Genomic DNA, 13813 nt, shown 5'->3' with positions numbered 1-13813 from the left:
TAAAGACTTAAATTTTACCTTTAATTCATCTGTATAATATTTTAAGCAGTTTATTTAAAATTCGTCTTCTTCCATTTTTATGGGTTGTGATGGGAGATTTTGTTGTTTTAAACTTTCTAAACTTAAAATCGCACGTTCTTTAATTTTTGCAAATTCAGGCTTATTTTGAGATTTATCAATAGCCAATTGTAAACAAAGCATCGCTGATAAATAATCTTTCATTTGAATAAAGCAATCAGAAGAGTGATAATAGGGGATAGGTGTATTAGGATCGATCGCACTACACATCGTATAAGTTTGTATGGCATTTTTATATTCTTTCATCATATGAAAACAAGCGGCTAGTCCTAACACATACTTCGATTCTGCATAGTTCATCATAATTAAAACACGAAACAAATGAACGGCTTCAATATATTTTCCTGTATTATATAGGCGGTAAGCTTGTGCATATACACTTTCTAAAATGTTGCTGTTTACCCCCATGGCATCTTTGGGTGTCATTCCTTCATTGAACATACGTCCCATGATATCCCCATAAGCTTTTTTGAACTTCTCATCTTCAACCATCGAAGCATTTAAGGCATCTTTTTTCATCTGACTTTTTACTCCACGAGAACCTTTCATGGTCTCCTCCTATTTCTTATTCTTATGTCTTTAATTTAATGAGAAAGTTCTTTTTTACACTCTGAATGCTTCATATCATTAATCTAGTGAATTTTGCGTTTATTGAGTGAATGCTTAATTTTTTATTTCTTAACGTAAAATTGCGTTTAAAAGGGTTTGCATTTGTTGAATAAACGTTGATACCATATCTGTCTGTTGGTTTACTGCATCGTTAGTTGAATTAACTTTGGATTGCAATTTTTTAGCATTATCCTCTTGAATTCCTCTTAACGATCTTAAATTATCAGTTAAAATACCGTTAAAAGAAGAGTTTAAGTCATTACGAGTTTGCCCAGCTTCTGTTGAGGAACCTCCTAATGGATTGGAACCGTCTTTTAAAAAGACAGGTATTTGTGTTTGTAAAGCTGTATAAACGTTTTGATATTTAGTAAGGTACGTTAGTCGATTAGCTTGCGCAATCCCCACATCCTGTAAAGTTTTTATAAGTGAAATCAATAGCAATATAATTCTATTAAGAACAAGAGCTTTTTCTGAACTATTTCCTGCTAGAGAAGAACCAATTAATTCCAAATTCATGTTGACATTGTTTTCATTACGAATGGCGGTGACCCAATCTGTCAAACTTTGGCTAGGCATAAAATATCCTTTGGAACTCATTTCTTCTTGGTAAAATTGTTTTAAACGTATTTTAAATGCTTCATCTGATGGATCTTTGGCATAAGCTTTGTAAATCGCTTCATAGCTTATTAAATTTTGAAAGTTGGCAGGAGTGCTTGAATCAGGAGTATTGAGTAAACTAATATTTGATAAATAGGAATGCCATTGATCTAGAAAGTTTTTATAATAAGCTAGATCTCCTGATAAAGGCGATTGCGGATAAGTATAAGTACTCAAAAAATTGTTGAAAGCGCGAATAAAAGGATTATTTGCACTGGAAGCACTAAAATTGACAGCAGGGCTGACAGCAGGGGTACCGGTCAAAATTTGCCAATCACCCCCTGTAACGTTTCCTGAGCTATCAATTTGAATGTTTAATGCAGAGGTAAATTCTTGTAATAAACTGTTGTATAATCCATCTTTTGAGCTACTTTCATGCATAAAATCCACATACCAAGCTGATGCTAGACCGGATAAACTTGTAAACGTTTTAGTCGGAATAACAGCTCCTGGAGTATTTGGAAGGCTATATTGTGCTAAAAAACCATCAAAATCTTCTGCCGTAGTACGGGGAGTTTGGCCTGGAAATTCTGTCGCTAGTTTGTATGGTAAGATACTCGTAGGTAAAGCTGTAAGATTATTACTTGCATAATAACCAGCAGGTAAGCCCGTAATGGGAATATCATTACCCAGAACGGCATTAGGGGTGTACTGCAGACCATCTAAAAAACTTGTTTGATTATATCCATCGTCAAACGTAATATTATCAGCCATATTCATCCTCCTTAAGGACCTCAAGGAAATAGCTTTATTTCAATTTTCATATTTTTAATTTCTAAAGCCTGTTAATAATCCAAAAAATATGTTAATTATCTAGATATTCCTTGCGCTAATTTTTCTACAATTTGGGTCACTTTTTGTAAAACAGTACTTGCGGATTGATAGAATTGTTGAAAAACAAATTGATAGTTTCTAACGTTTTCTTTTTCTGTATCGTTTAAAGATTGTGCGGCTGTAATTGCCTGCGTAATTCGATCTTGGATCGAACCTACATTATTTCCAGCCTGTGAGCTAATTTTTTGATTTTGATTATCTATAATCCATTTGGAAACTGCAGTTTTTAGTTGTTCTGGCGTTGCTGTAGATGCATCGAGCCCAAGAAAAGCGGAACTAATGTCTTGTACCACTTTAAAGATCATACTGGCTAATGTGCCCTCGACAGAGCGTGTGTTAGCTGGAGAAATAGCTTCTAAGTCTACCAGGCGCTGATATAATTTTTGTTTGGCTGCCAATAGCTCTGTTGCTGCTGTACTAGTCGGTGTAGCAACTGGAAACACTTGAGTAAATTGTGCACTTGCAACAACTTTATAAATTTTTGTGTAATATTCAATTTTCATGTTTTCTGTAGAACTATCTTTCCCACTTCCTTCGGATTTTGTCCACTCATGAAGGACAACGTCATTCATAATCTTAGAGGCATTAGTTAACTTACTAAATTCAGTGCTAAATGTCGTTCCATTTGCAGCAGCATATTGTTTGGCAGCGGCTACAGCACTGTTATAAGTTTTTTGGAAATTTTTCATTCTGTTAATCAGATCACTCGAATCTTGTCCGTTTGCAATTTCATTGAAAGCTTGTTGAATTTGTGCAACGGCTGTAGAAGGAATTTGCCAGTTATTCGTAGGAGGAAAGGCAAAATCTCCTTTATTTGTAATAGTAACTTGATTTGAAATTCCTTGAATGAGAGCTAAGGTATCTAAAATTCCTTGGGTTGTTTTCAAACTTTGCTCTAAAGCCTGAAATTTTACAGCCAAAAGGTCATTACCTTGTTTGACATATTCTAGCTCTACCATACTTTGCAAAGTGCGAGTGGAGCTTGTGGAAACACTTGTAGCTGCATTCATGATTTGCTGAACGCCAAATCCAGCCAGGCTTTGCCAACTTTCTAGCAGAGTTGTTTTGTCAGAAGAATAGGTAACATCAAGAACGATGCCTGCTGCTTTTAAAGATTTAAAAACTAAATCGAGATTGGTGGCCATTTCTGCAGTTAAATAGAATGTCAGAGGAGGATTCCCATCAGTTACCCCATTCTTAGCCAAATCTCGTAGCTTATTCATAGCTGCAATTAAATTATCAAAGTCTGTATCACTTAAGGGAGAATTACTACTGTTTGGATTGCTACTGCGTCTATTGAAAATTTCTGCAATAATATTGATACTTTCAAGATATGCTTTGACAACAGACCCACTCGTATATTCTGCAACATTCGAAGGAACGGAACCAATTCCATCAATTGTAAAGTTAGCACTCATATTCAAACTCCTTAAATTACTTACTTATTAACATGTAAGTAAATAATTAAAAATTTCTATAATTTTATTATATTATTAATTATTTAATTAAACAAATAATTACTCTTTAAATATTCCTTTATTAATTTTGTCAAAAATAGTTCCCAGTAATTGAATCATACTCATGGCAGATTTATAAAATTCTTGAAAGAGTAGTAAATAACGGCGAACATCTTCTCTTTGGCTCTCTTCTAAATTTTGAGCAGTTGTCATTGCAGAGGCAAGTCGATCTTGAATTGCACCTGCATTTTTATTACTTCCCGCTTCGTCAATGCGAACATCTTGGTTATCCATGATCCATTTTTTTACAGAAGCAAATAGTTGATCCTGAGCATTGGCAGCAGTTAAATCAACCCCGACAAAAGCTGCGCTAATATCTTGAACAACTTTGTAAACTGCATTAGCAAGTGAACCTGTTACATTGCGTCCACTAGTAGGGTTCGCAGCTTCAAGGGCTACCATTTGATCCCATAAGGTTTGTTTGAGATTTAAAAGTTTTTGAGCAGAATCGGCAACTGGTTCAGCGGTAGGAAAAATTTGAGCAAAATAGGCACTTGCTTGTTGTTTATACTGTTTTTTATAGTCATCTAAATCGGCAGTATTGGGTAATCTGAAAGGAATTTTATTGTAAACTTGAATTTGGTTAGAGATATTTTGAATTCCTGTTAAAGTCGTCAAAATCTTTTGAGATAAACTTAAAGCTTGCTCCAAATCAGCCATTTTACCAGCCATTTGAGTATTGCCTGCGCCTATATACTCTAATTCAAGCATACTTTGCAGAGAGCGTCCTGGCGAGGCTAATACTGTTAAGGTCGAAATAATTCCTGTCCCCGGATTTTCAATATTGACAGTATATTGATGAGCTTCTAATTGTATCGATAACGCTGCATTCAGTGGCCCTAGAACATCAATTTGGAAATTAGGTAAGGATTTCCAACCCATGAGAGTGGCTATTTTTGCTGAATCACTTAAGGGTCCAGCATTGGGATCTGGAGGAATTCCTACTATCGATAAAGTTTTCATAATATCATTTAATGGTGTGACCATGGCCTGATTCATAAAACTTTGATAAGTATCAGTTCCGTTTGTGTCTTGGACACCTTCTTTTGCTAACTGTTTCAGACTATCCACTTGTTTTAAAATTAAATCATAATCTTCAGCCGTTAATTCGGAAGAGTCTTTTGAAAATATCGTTTTTAGAGGGGTGATCAAATCTGTATACTTTTGTAAGACATTGATACTATAATACTCTGTGAGGCTGACAGAGGCGGCACCTAGTCCTATAATGGCCACTTCCATACACACCCTCCTTACATTATGATTTATGCTTTGTTTTATGCATTGTCAATAAATTATTTTATTTATTACATCTCCATTTATTAGACAATGATATCTATAGATTTTCTGTAATTTTCCGGCTCTTGCCCTGCATACATTAAGCCAGTTCCAACGGAATAAACTAAGGAATAAGCGGGATCCATTACTTGTAATGAAAAGGCATAAAAATCTGTCGTTGTTAACAAAGTTGCCTTAAATGCTTCAGAGACTGCTTTTGCAGATTCGTTATTTTGATCAATTTCAAGTTTATTCAATTGATCATTGACTAAATTAATCAAAGACAAAGGAGATTTTAAATTGGCAATATCTCTAGTATCTGGATTAGAATGGCCAAACAAGGTATTTGCAATTTCTGCGCTAATAAGTTTAGCTAGTTGTCCTCCACCTAGCGGAACAAGCGAACTGACAGATTGCTCAATCAACTGAGTCAAATTAAGCTGTTCTTGATTAAATGCATTTTGAGAAGACACTAAAATAACATCTTTTAAAATTTCATCAATCTGACTAGAAGGAATATTCAAATCTCTTAAATTCGATTCAAGATTGGCTTTAAATTGAGTCGAAGAAATAATAGCTCCTTCACTATCACTTAGTGTTCTTGAAACAACTTCATTTGCAATTGCATCAGCTTTAGCCAAATCATAAATTTTAGAATCGGACAAAATTAAACTTGCCTTGATTGAATCCGTTAATAATTGCGTATTTAAATTATCCTCAGAAATAGAAGTTGGCGAAGGTCTTAAAATGTCATTTTTAATCATTTCTTGCCCTAGATTCGCTAAAAAAGCAGCTTGATCTTCTGCAAAACCTTGTTGGATAAAATTAGCATTAATCTGTGTTTTTAAATCGGCATTCAGTTGATCACTTTGTATAGAAGCTTGACTAATAATGCTTGAAGATAATTCAGGAGGAAGTTGAGAAAGAATAAGTTGTTGAGAAATGCCTGGTAATCCTAAACTCGATTCTAATAATTTAGAAGAAGTAAGTAATAAACCTAAATTTAAATTGGCTGTTAGGGTGGCAATATCTGCTTTACTTAAATTTTGAAGAGCTGGGATGCCACTTAAAAATTCTTTAAGGGATTCTTCTGTCAATCCATGGCCAGTTAATTCATTAATACGGTTAGCAAAAGAAAGGGAAAATGAAAGGCTAAAAAGAGGACTATCTTGAGGAGTTGTTTCTAGCTGAGATAAAATAGGTGCTAAACTTGGTAAGAGTGCATCAATGCTACTTTGAGCGATTAAATCCGAGGATAAAAGCACAAGATTATTTGAATATTCTTGGATTTGCTCTTCCGTTAAATTTAAGTTTGCATTTCGAAGAGCTTGTGCGAAGGCTGCTTGCCCTAAAATAGCTGTAATGTGAGGATTATCTAATCCGGCTGATTCAACTGTAAGCCCTCCTGCTCCTTGTGCATTATTTCCTTGAATGGGTTGCATAGCTTCCACAATTGTGTTAGGTGAGATTTTCTTGGCTAATGGTTTAAAATTTAGCAAAGGATCCGGAACATAATCTCGATTAGGATTAAAAATGCTCAAGACTCGTAAAAAACCCCAATATTGGGAATTATAAATGATATCGGAGTCCACAGGTTTAACAATTTGCGTATAATATCCATCTTCAATGACTGGTTTGACTTCATTTTCATTAAGTTCTTGATAGTCAGGAACTTTCCCAATAGCCAACGAACGGGTTCCATTGGCAACTGAATAAGCATAGGCAGATGGAGTAGGAATGGCCACAACTCCTGCGGCAGCAGCAGCGGTAGGGGCTGCTTCTTGAGGAATTTCTGTGGTATTCCTAGTACCAGCTGCCGCTTGTAAAGGAACTGTTAGTTGATGTTTATCTAAATATTCTTGTAGAGCAAGATCTTTTACTAAGTTATTGATCCATTCATTATTCGCAGTTGCCGTTTGATTATAAGAATTGGTTGTGTTGTTATAATTATTCAATTCGTTTTTGCGGGATCCTATATAATTATTGAATCCAGCTACTTGTCCAAAATAAGTCTGTGTGAGGGAGTTAAAGATATTAACCTTGCCATCAGGAATTGTAGCGGTTCCATTGCCATTGATCGTAATGCCATTTTCAGCAAGTTTAGCTACATAAGAGTTATAATTATTAATCAACTCTTGGTATTTTGATTTTTCTTGGCTATTTCCATTGTTAATATTATCAATGGCATTATTTTGACCATTAATTTGATTTTTTATCGCTTCATTAAGATTGTGAATTTCTGCCATTTTTGCTTCAGTGGCTTCTTTTGTTTGCTGCAAAGCAACTTCTCTCCTTGCAAACTCACCGACGAGGCCTAAAGCTTGAAGACCCGCTTCTCGGCTATCTTGTCGTCTTGTTAACTGGTCAATAAATTCAGCAGTACGAAATTGAAGATTAAGCTGTACTTTTGCTTCACTTAGTACTTTAAAAAAGTTGTCTAATGAACCAGAAATATCATTAGGAGCTAGAAGTGAAGGGATACTAACGGTTGCATTTGCAAATCTTTCATTTAATTCTTCTTTTGTGAAAGATTGAATTAGGCTATCTTGAACCGAGGATGGAAGGCTTTGAAAAACGGGATTATCTGTATAAGAAGAGTAAGATTGCAGGCCTTGAGTAGTTCCCCCAATGTTGTTAATATCTGACATGACCATTCTCCTTGTGTATGTGTCTCAGATTTTCCTCGCCAATCAAAAACAATGTCTATTATGAACGAGTAATAAAATTAATTAATTGTCAGAAATAATAATTCTATGCGCTTATTTTTATTTTAACATAGAATTAATTTTATTTTAGTTAGTTGTGCGAAAATAAATAAAAATATTAATATTTAATAAAATTATGAATATCAAATACAGTATAATTATATTTTCTCAACAAAACCCTTCTGAATTATTGAACTATCAAGTTTTAACAATTCCCATAGCAAGAAATCATTTAAAACAAAAAAACAATTATATAGGTATTGAAGCATGTTTTGAGGAACAAAAAATTGGTTTTATTTTTGCTCAACTATTTAAAAATCAAACAGCTCAAATTTTTTCTTTATTCGTTCAAGAACTTTTTAGAAAACAAAAGGTTGGACAAACTTTATTCGAACACTTAATTGATCTCTTAGTAAAAGAAAAAAAAATGGTGGCAGTCGGTTTTGAATATGAAGACCTATTTCCAGAATCTCTCATCATTGAGAAAATTTTGGCAAGACAAAAAAATTGGCATGTGACTCAACCTTACTTAATTCGTTACTATTTTGACAGTTATCAATTTGATCCTTCCTGGCTTTATTTACCTTTTCACCCTTTAGAGACTATAGAATTTTTTAAATGGAGTGATTTAACAGACAAAGATCATTACATTCTCCAAGAAATGAAGCAAAACAATGAAATCCCTTCTTTACTTTGGCCATTTCGTGGAGAAGAAAAAATTGAATATCGGACTAGTGTAGGTTTGCGCTATAAAACCCAGCTTGTCGGTTGGTGTGTAACTCATCGTTTAGAAAATACTCTCCGTTATTCCATTTTATACGTACAAAAAAACTTGCAACGTTTTGGTTATGGGATTCAGTTATTAATTGAGTCTATCAAATTACATGACCAATTGATGCATGGAGAGGATCCTATTCCATTAGCTTTGTTTGAAGTGAGACCTGAACAAATCAATTCTACGTGGGCTCGTTTTATAGAAAAACGACTCCTCCCTTATGCCATTAAAGTTAGTAAAAAAAAATGGGTCGTGAAATTCTATAATGAAAATATTTTGGTTTGAAGAATTAAACGTAGCTATTAAAAGCCCATTTGAGTCGTTCTACACGATAAGAAAGAGGAATTAGTCGTTTTTTTATGAAACGAAGCCATGAGCGATCGATTTCTTCAATATTTGCTTCAAAAATAGCTTGTGGAATGGGTAAACGTTTGTGTCTGCGGATAGACTCATTAAGGATTTGTATTCCATACCCAGAATGTAAAAATGCATGGTCGATGTAAAGAGTATTATACCGGATGGTGTTAAGATTATCAGAATGAGTGATACACCATCCAATAATGGTGTCCAAATAGCGCAGGCCTACACTAGTTCCTAAATGAACGTGCTCCTCTTCTTTAAAAGGCGAAAGGCTAGGTAAGAATTGTCCTTGCTCTGCCTTATATTGAATATATTCTTTCTCTTTAAGAGTGAGCTCCTGCCAACTAAAAAGTTTGAATGTCGATGGCAAACGAGTGGGTAAATGAATCCAAGGTGGATCGAAAGTATAAGCATCAAAATGGCAACGAACCAGATAAAGTTTGGGGGGAAGCCACTGTTGATAAGACAGAATTTTTTCTATGGCGGGGGTAAATAGATCATTCTTTTCGTATTCAAAGCCAAAGGCATATATCTTATTTTCTTGTTTGAGATCGTTTTCTAGAAATTGAAAAAGAGCAAACCCAAGTCCCTGTTTTCTAAACTCTTCTTTGACAAATAAAGAGTATAGTTGTGCTGTTTGATTGATAAAAAATACTTGAGCTACCGCGCATCCTACCATTTCATTTTCTACAAAAGCGGCGCAGGGGACAAGGTATCCCTCCTGTGCGGAAAATTGGTTGAAAAAGGGAAGGGTAGCAGGAACAATTAGATAAGACGGGATGGAAGAGAAAGGAATTTTTTTAATTGAAAAAGAGTGTATCATGATCACTTTTTTTAAGGAACGCTGGACTATATCCAGCGCCAGGAAAACGGTTAAGCTATTTTTTGATCATGTCGTTTAATAATAGGAAGTTTTTTCTCTGTAACTGTTTCTTTTTCAATCAGAATTTCACTGATTGTTTCATCGGAAGGAATTTCATACATTAATTCGCGCATCAAGTTTTCTAAAATGAGGCGCAAAGCTCTAGCTCCTGTCCCTGCTTCAATTGCTTGTTGAGCAATAGCCGCTAGTGCATCTTCAGTGAATTGGAGTTTCACTCCTTCGGCTTCAAACATAGCTATAAATTGCTTAATAAAAGCATTTTTTGGCTCTGTTAAAATGTTAATTAAATCAGGCAATTGCAACTCATTACAATTCGCGATGCTATTAAATCGGCCGACGAACTCAGGGATCATTCCAAATTGAATAAGGTCTTCAGGTTCGACTTTGGAAAGTAGTAAACTTTTTTGAGTTGGATCAACCACTTCTCGATTGCTTCCATCAAAACCAATTGTATTTCGTCCTAACCTTTTTGCAATAATTTTTTCTAAATTAACAAAAGCACCACCTACAATAAAGAGAATATTTTCTGTATTCACTTTAATATACTCTTGATTTGGGTGCTTACGGCCTCCTTTAGGAGGGACATTAGCAATTGTTCCTTCAACAATTTTGAGTAATGCTTGCTGAACACCTTCTCCAGACACATCCCGGGTAATTGATACATTTGCGGTTGTTCGATTGATTTTATCAATTTCATCAATATAAATGATTCCTTGTTCAGCCTTGGCTACATCGTAATCAGCTGCTTGCAAGAGGCGTAAGATAATGTTTTCTACATCTTCGCCGACATAGCCTGCTTCTGTTAATGTCGTGGCATCTGCAATCGTAAAAGGAACATCTAAAATAGAAGCTAAAGTCTTTGCGATCAAAGTTTTACCTGAACCTGTTGGGCCAAAAAGTAAAACATTAGATTTGCTAAATTCAATTCCATCTGCTTCTTTATTTCTAGACCGGATTCTTTTGTAGTGGTTGTAGACACCTACTGAAATAGTTTTTTTTGCGCTTTCTTGACCGATAATGTACTCGTCGAGCTTCTCTTTGATTTCTTTAGGCTTGAGAATTTTAAATTCATAAGTGGAAGGAGCTTTTTTATCTAAAATTCCTGTGCATAATCGTACACATTTATCACAAATATATACATTAGGTCCTGAAATGAGTTTTTCAACGGCCTCTTCAGTTCTGCCACAGAAAGAGCAGCTAGCAAGTTCTTTTGTTAAAGACTTTTTACTCATGGGTGATTACTTTATCTAAAGGTTAAAAATTAAACTCTTTGTATTTATCGTTTAATGTGTTCATATAAAAGAAAGAGCTTCATTTGGAGCGGTGTATTTAAATTTATGTAAAGAGCAGCCGATCTCAAAGACAGCCGTAGAGTTTTTATTTAAAGCAAGTTTGAGGATTTCTAAAACTTGCTTTTGAGAAAGAAGATCAAATTTTGTTTTCAGTTTATACACCCTAGGTAAATTCTATCATGTTGTCTTTTTTTTGGGGACGACAACTTCATCAATTAGGCCATAATCTTTAGCTTCCACAGCACTCATGTAAAAATCTCTCTCTGAATCCGCAGCAATTTTTTCTAAAGGCTGTCTTGTGCTATCAGCCATGATATGATTCAATCTTTTCTTCAATTCGAGAATTTCTTTAGCTTGCAATGCAACATCGGCAGAAGTTCCACCGACACCACCATAAGGTTGGTGAATCATGATACGGCTGTTTGGTAAAGCAAATCGCTTACCTTTTGTTCCCGCGGTCAAAAGTAAGGCTCCCATCGAGGCTGCTTGCCCAATACAATAGGTATTGATATCACATCCAAGATATTGCATAGTATCGTAGATCGCAAGGCCTGAAGTGATATATCCACCTAAAGAGTTAATATAAATATGAACATCTTTCTTAGGATCTTCCATTTTCAAAAAAAGTAGTTGAGCTACAACAACGTTTGCCACTTGATCCGTGATTTCAGTTCCAATAAAAATAATGCGGTCTTTAAGTAAACGAGAGTAAATATCCATGGAACGTTCGCCACGGCCTGTATCTTCAATAACATAAGGAGTTAAAGACATTTCAGGTCTTGGATGAGAAGAGTGTGACATATGAATCCTCAATTAAAATCATTAGCTTCAGATAAGTATTGAATGTGTTTTTAACAACTGTTCAATCATCTACGATGTATATGATTGCCAAACAATAAAAGATTTGGGTGAATTTATCAAGTTGATGGTGAATTTATCTGAAAAATAGCACCTATTAAAAATCATTAGCTTTAAAAAAAATAGAATTGGTGATTTTCTTTAAAAAAACAGGCATTGTCTAAGCAAATTAAAGTTTATGCAGTTTTTTCTGAATTTCCTTTCCAGTTTACTTGTACGTTTTTATCAAGGTAAAAAATTCTCTTAATTTTAAATCATTTGAAAAATTTGATTGATTAGATTTAGTCAATTTGTATTTTTCAAATGATTCCTATTTAGGTTTTTCCAGTTTTTCGTTTAAGTTTTCCTGTCTAAATCAGTATCTAAAATTTAATTAATAATTAAACCCATTGTGCTTGATCTAGTAAGAATTTTTTAATTTTGCGATCTAACGCTAAATTATAAAGCTGCTCACGCAATTTCGATTTATCACCATAAATATCAATTTGACTTTTTCCGCTAGGAATAAGAGCAATTTGCTTTGATAATTCTTGAGAAACTTCTTCTTCTGAAACTTCAAGTTTGTTATCTGCCGCCACGCGACGGAGCAGGAAGTAAAGTTGAAGACCTCGTATCGTGCTATTTTCGATCATTTTCTCAATTTCTTCGTAATTTTGCGGAAGCTGACTTTCTTGACCTAATTGCTTCAAGTAGTCATCTAAACGCGCCTGTTTATTGGATTCGATATAAGAAAGGGGAAGATCGAAGGGATATTTTTCGATAAGCTGATCTTCTAAATGATGAATGTGTTGTTTATAAATTTCTTCTTGAGCTTCTTGTTCTAAACGTTCGTTTAATTTTTGATATAATTCATCAACGGTTTGTAAACCTACTTTTTTAGCTAGTTCGTCATCAACCGTAGGCATGTTTCCTTGCCATATCGTTTTTACAGTTACACGAAAAGGAACAGATTTAAAATCTGGATCCGGGGATTTTTCGTTAGGCTGAGTCATTCCTTCAGCGCTAGCTCCCGCATTTAATCCAATGACTTTTTCTTGTATCCAAGAAGGTAAGCCAGATTGATTAACTTGAGTGCGTTGATTGTCGATAATGAGACGAGGTGTTTCTTCTAAAATTGTGACATCAACATTAATAAAATCTCCTTCTTGAACAGGGCGGTCTTCAATTGGTTGATAGGTCGTAAATTGTAAAAGAACTTGATTAAGAGCGTTCTTTCGTTCTTCGTCTGTCACCTGTACAGGAGCTTGGTGGTGTAAATGTAATTCTTGTGGTTGAACAGAGGGGATAGTGGGGCGTGCTTCAAACTCTAAAACAAAATGGGCTCCTTTTTCTTGAGTGCAATAATGCACGATAGGGCGTTTTATATGGCCGTCTTTTAACGGGTGGATATGAGTGAGTTGTAAAGCATCATTGAATCCAGTTTGTAAGACGATATCGACACATTCTTTTTGAACATTAGATCCATATTTTTCTAAGATTAATTGCTGAGGAGCTTTTCCCTTCCGAAATCCTGGAATATTGATTTCTTTATTGATCGTTTTCAAAGCTTTTTGATAAGCAGCGACAACGGCTTCAGGTTTTACTGTGATGTCAAATTTGACTTGACAATGGGTGCCTCGGGTAATCTGAACGTTAAGATTATCATTATTAATGGTTTTTGAACCAGCTTCAGTCTCTTGATTTGACACGGAAAACCTCTTTGCTATAGATCTTATAAAAGCGGGTGATGAGATTCGAACTCACGACTCTCACGTTGGCAACGTGATGCTCTACCACTGAGCTACACCCGCATGTCATTAATAGATGTGAACAAATTTAGCTGAACTAGCTTAAATTTGCTTCAAAAAAGATCACAAGTATGATGTGATCTTGACTTTTAGCGGGTGATGAGATTCGAACTCACGACTCTCACGTTGGCAACGTGATGCTCTACCACTGAGCTACACCCGCAGATTCTTAATAAAATTCAG

10 protein-coding genes and 2 tRNA genes are annotated in these 13813 nt (G+C 35.0%); 1 reads left to right on the top strand and 11 read right to left on the bottom strand.

All coding sequences use genetic code 11. The annotated features are described in order from the left end of the window. Nucleotides 1–54: 54 nt before the first annotated feature. From BU804_RS05790 to BU804_RS05770, 5 genes are all read right to left on the bottom strand, one after another. Entirely contained in the window at nucleotides 55–627 is a 573-nt protein-coding gene (locus BU804_RS05790) for a SycD/LcrH family type III secretion system chaperone (protein WP_075883342.1), read from the bottom strand. Between the two features lie 129 nt (nucleotides 628–756). Continuing rightward, nucleotides 757–2058, bottom strand: coding sequence for a hypothetical protein (locus BU804_RS05785; protein WP_075883341.1), 1302 nt, complete (start codon nucleotides 2056–2058; stop codon nucleotides 757–759). Between the two features lie 95 nt (nucleotides 2059–2153). Further along, nucleotides 2154–3596, bottom strand: coding sequence for a hypothetical protein (locus BU804_RS05780; protein WP_075883340.1), 1443 nt, complete (start codon nucleotides 3594–3596; stop codon nucleotides 2154–2156). Between the two features lie 99 nt (nucleotides 3597–3695). Continuing rightward, nucleotides 3696–4934 (bottom strand): hypothetical protein, encoded by a 1239-nt coding sequence (locus tag BU804_RS05775; RefSeq protein WP_075883339.1) that lies wholly within the window; start codon nucleotides 4932–4934, stop codon nucleotides 3696–3698. 80 nt (nucleotides 4935–5014) lie between these two features. After that, entirely contained in the window at nucleotides 5015–7618 is a 2604-nt protein-coding gene (locus BU804_RS05770) for a hypothetical protein (protein WP_075883338.1), read from the bottom strand. 193 nt (nucleotides 7619–7811) lie between these two features. On the opposite strand from BU804_RS05770, the gene BU804_RS05765 reads away from it, so the two are divergent. Then, complete coding sequence (locus BU804_RS05765) at nucleotides 7812–8735, top strand: GNAT family N-acetyltransferase (RefSeq protein ID WP_075883337.1); 924 nt, start codon at nucleotides 7812–7814, stop codon at nucleotides 8733–8735. A gap of 4 nt (nucleotides 8736–8739) precedes the next feature. On the opposite strand, the gene BU804_RS05760 is transcribed toward BU804_RS05765, so the two are convergent. The 6 genes from BU804_RS05760 to BU804_RS05735 form a co-directional block, all read right to left on the bottom strand. After that, complete coding sequence (locus BU804_RS05760) at nucleotides 8740–9633, bottom strand: GNAT family N-acetyltransferase (protein WP_075883336.1); 894 nt, start codon at nucleotides 9631–9633, stop codon at nucleotides 8740–8742. Nucleotides 9634–9683: 50 nt separating this feature from the next. After that, a complete protein-coding gene (clpX, locus tag BU804_RS05755) occupies nucleotides 9684–10925 on the bottom strand; it encodes an ATP-dependent Clp protease ATP-binding subunit ClpX (protein WP_075883335.1) in 1242 nt (413 codons plus the stop codon). 237 nt (nucleotides 10926–11162) lie between these two features. Next, nucleotides 11163–11756 (bottom strand): ATP-dependent Clp protease proteolytic subunit, encoded by a 594-nt coding sequence (locus BU804_RS05750; protein WP_039360024.1) that lies wholly within the window; start codon nucleotides 11754–11756, stop codon nucleotides 11163–11165. A gap of 467 nt (nucleotides 11757–12223) precedes the next feature. Next, complete coding sequence (gene tig, locus BU804_RS05745; protein WP_075883334.1) at nucleotides 12224–13531, bottom strand: trigger factor; 1308 nt, start codon at nucleotides 13529–13531, stop codon at nucleotides 12224–12226. Between the two features lie 30 nt (nucleotides 13532–13561). Further along, a tRNA-Gly gene (locus tag BU804_RS05740) sits at nucleotides 13562–13633 on the bottom strand. An 88-nt stretch (nucleotides 13634–13721) separates the two neighbouring features. Further along, a tRNA-Gly gene (locus BU804_RS05735) sits at nucleotides 13722–13793 on the bottom strand. Nucleotides 13794–13813 lie beyond the last annotated feature (20 nt).

Origin of the sequence: Candidatus Protochlamydia sp. W-9 (genome assembly GCF_001950615.1) — a bacterium.
Lineage (GTDB): Bacteria > Chlamydiota > Chlamydiia > Chlamydiales > Parachlamydiaceae > Protochlamydia > Protochlamydia amoebophila.
The sequence above is the reverse complement of the archived record's forward strand: the minus strand, read 5'-3'. Positions and strand labels throughout refer to the sequence as shown.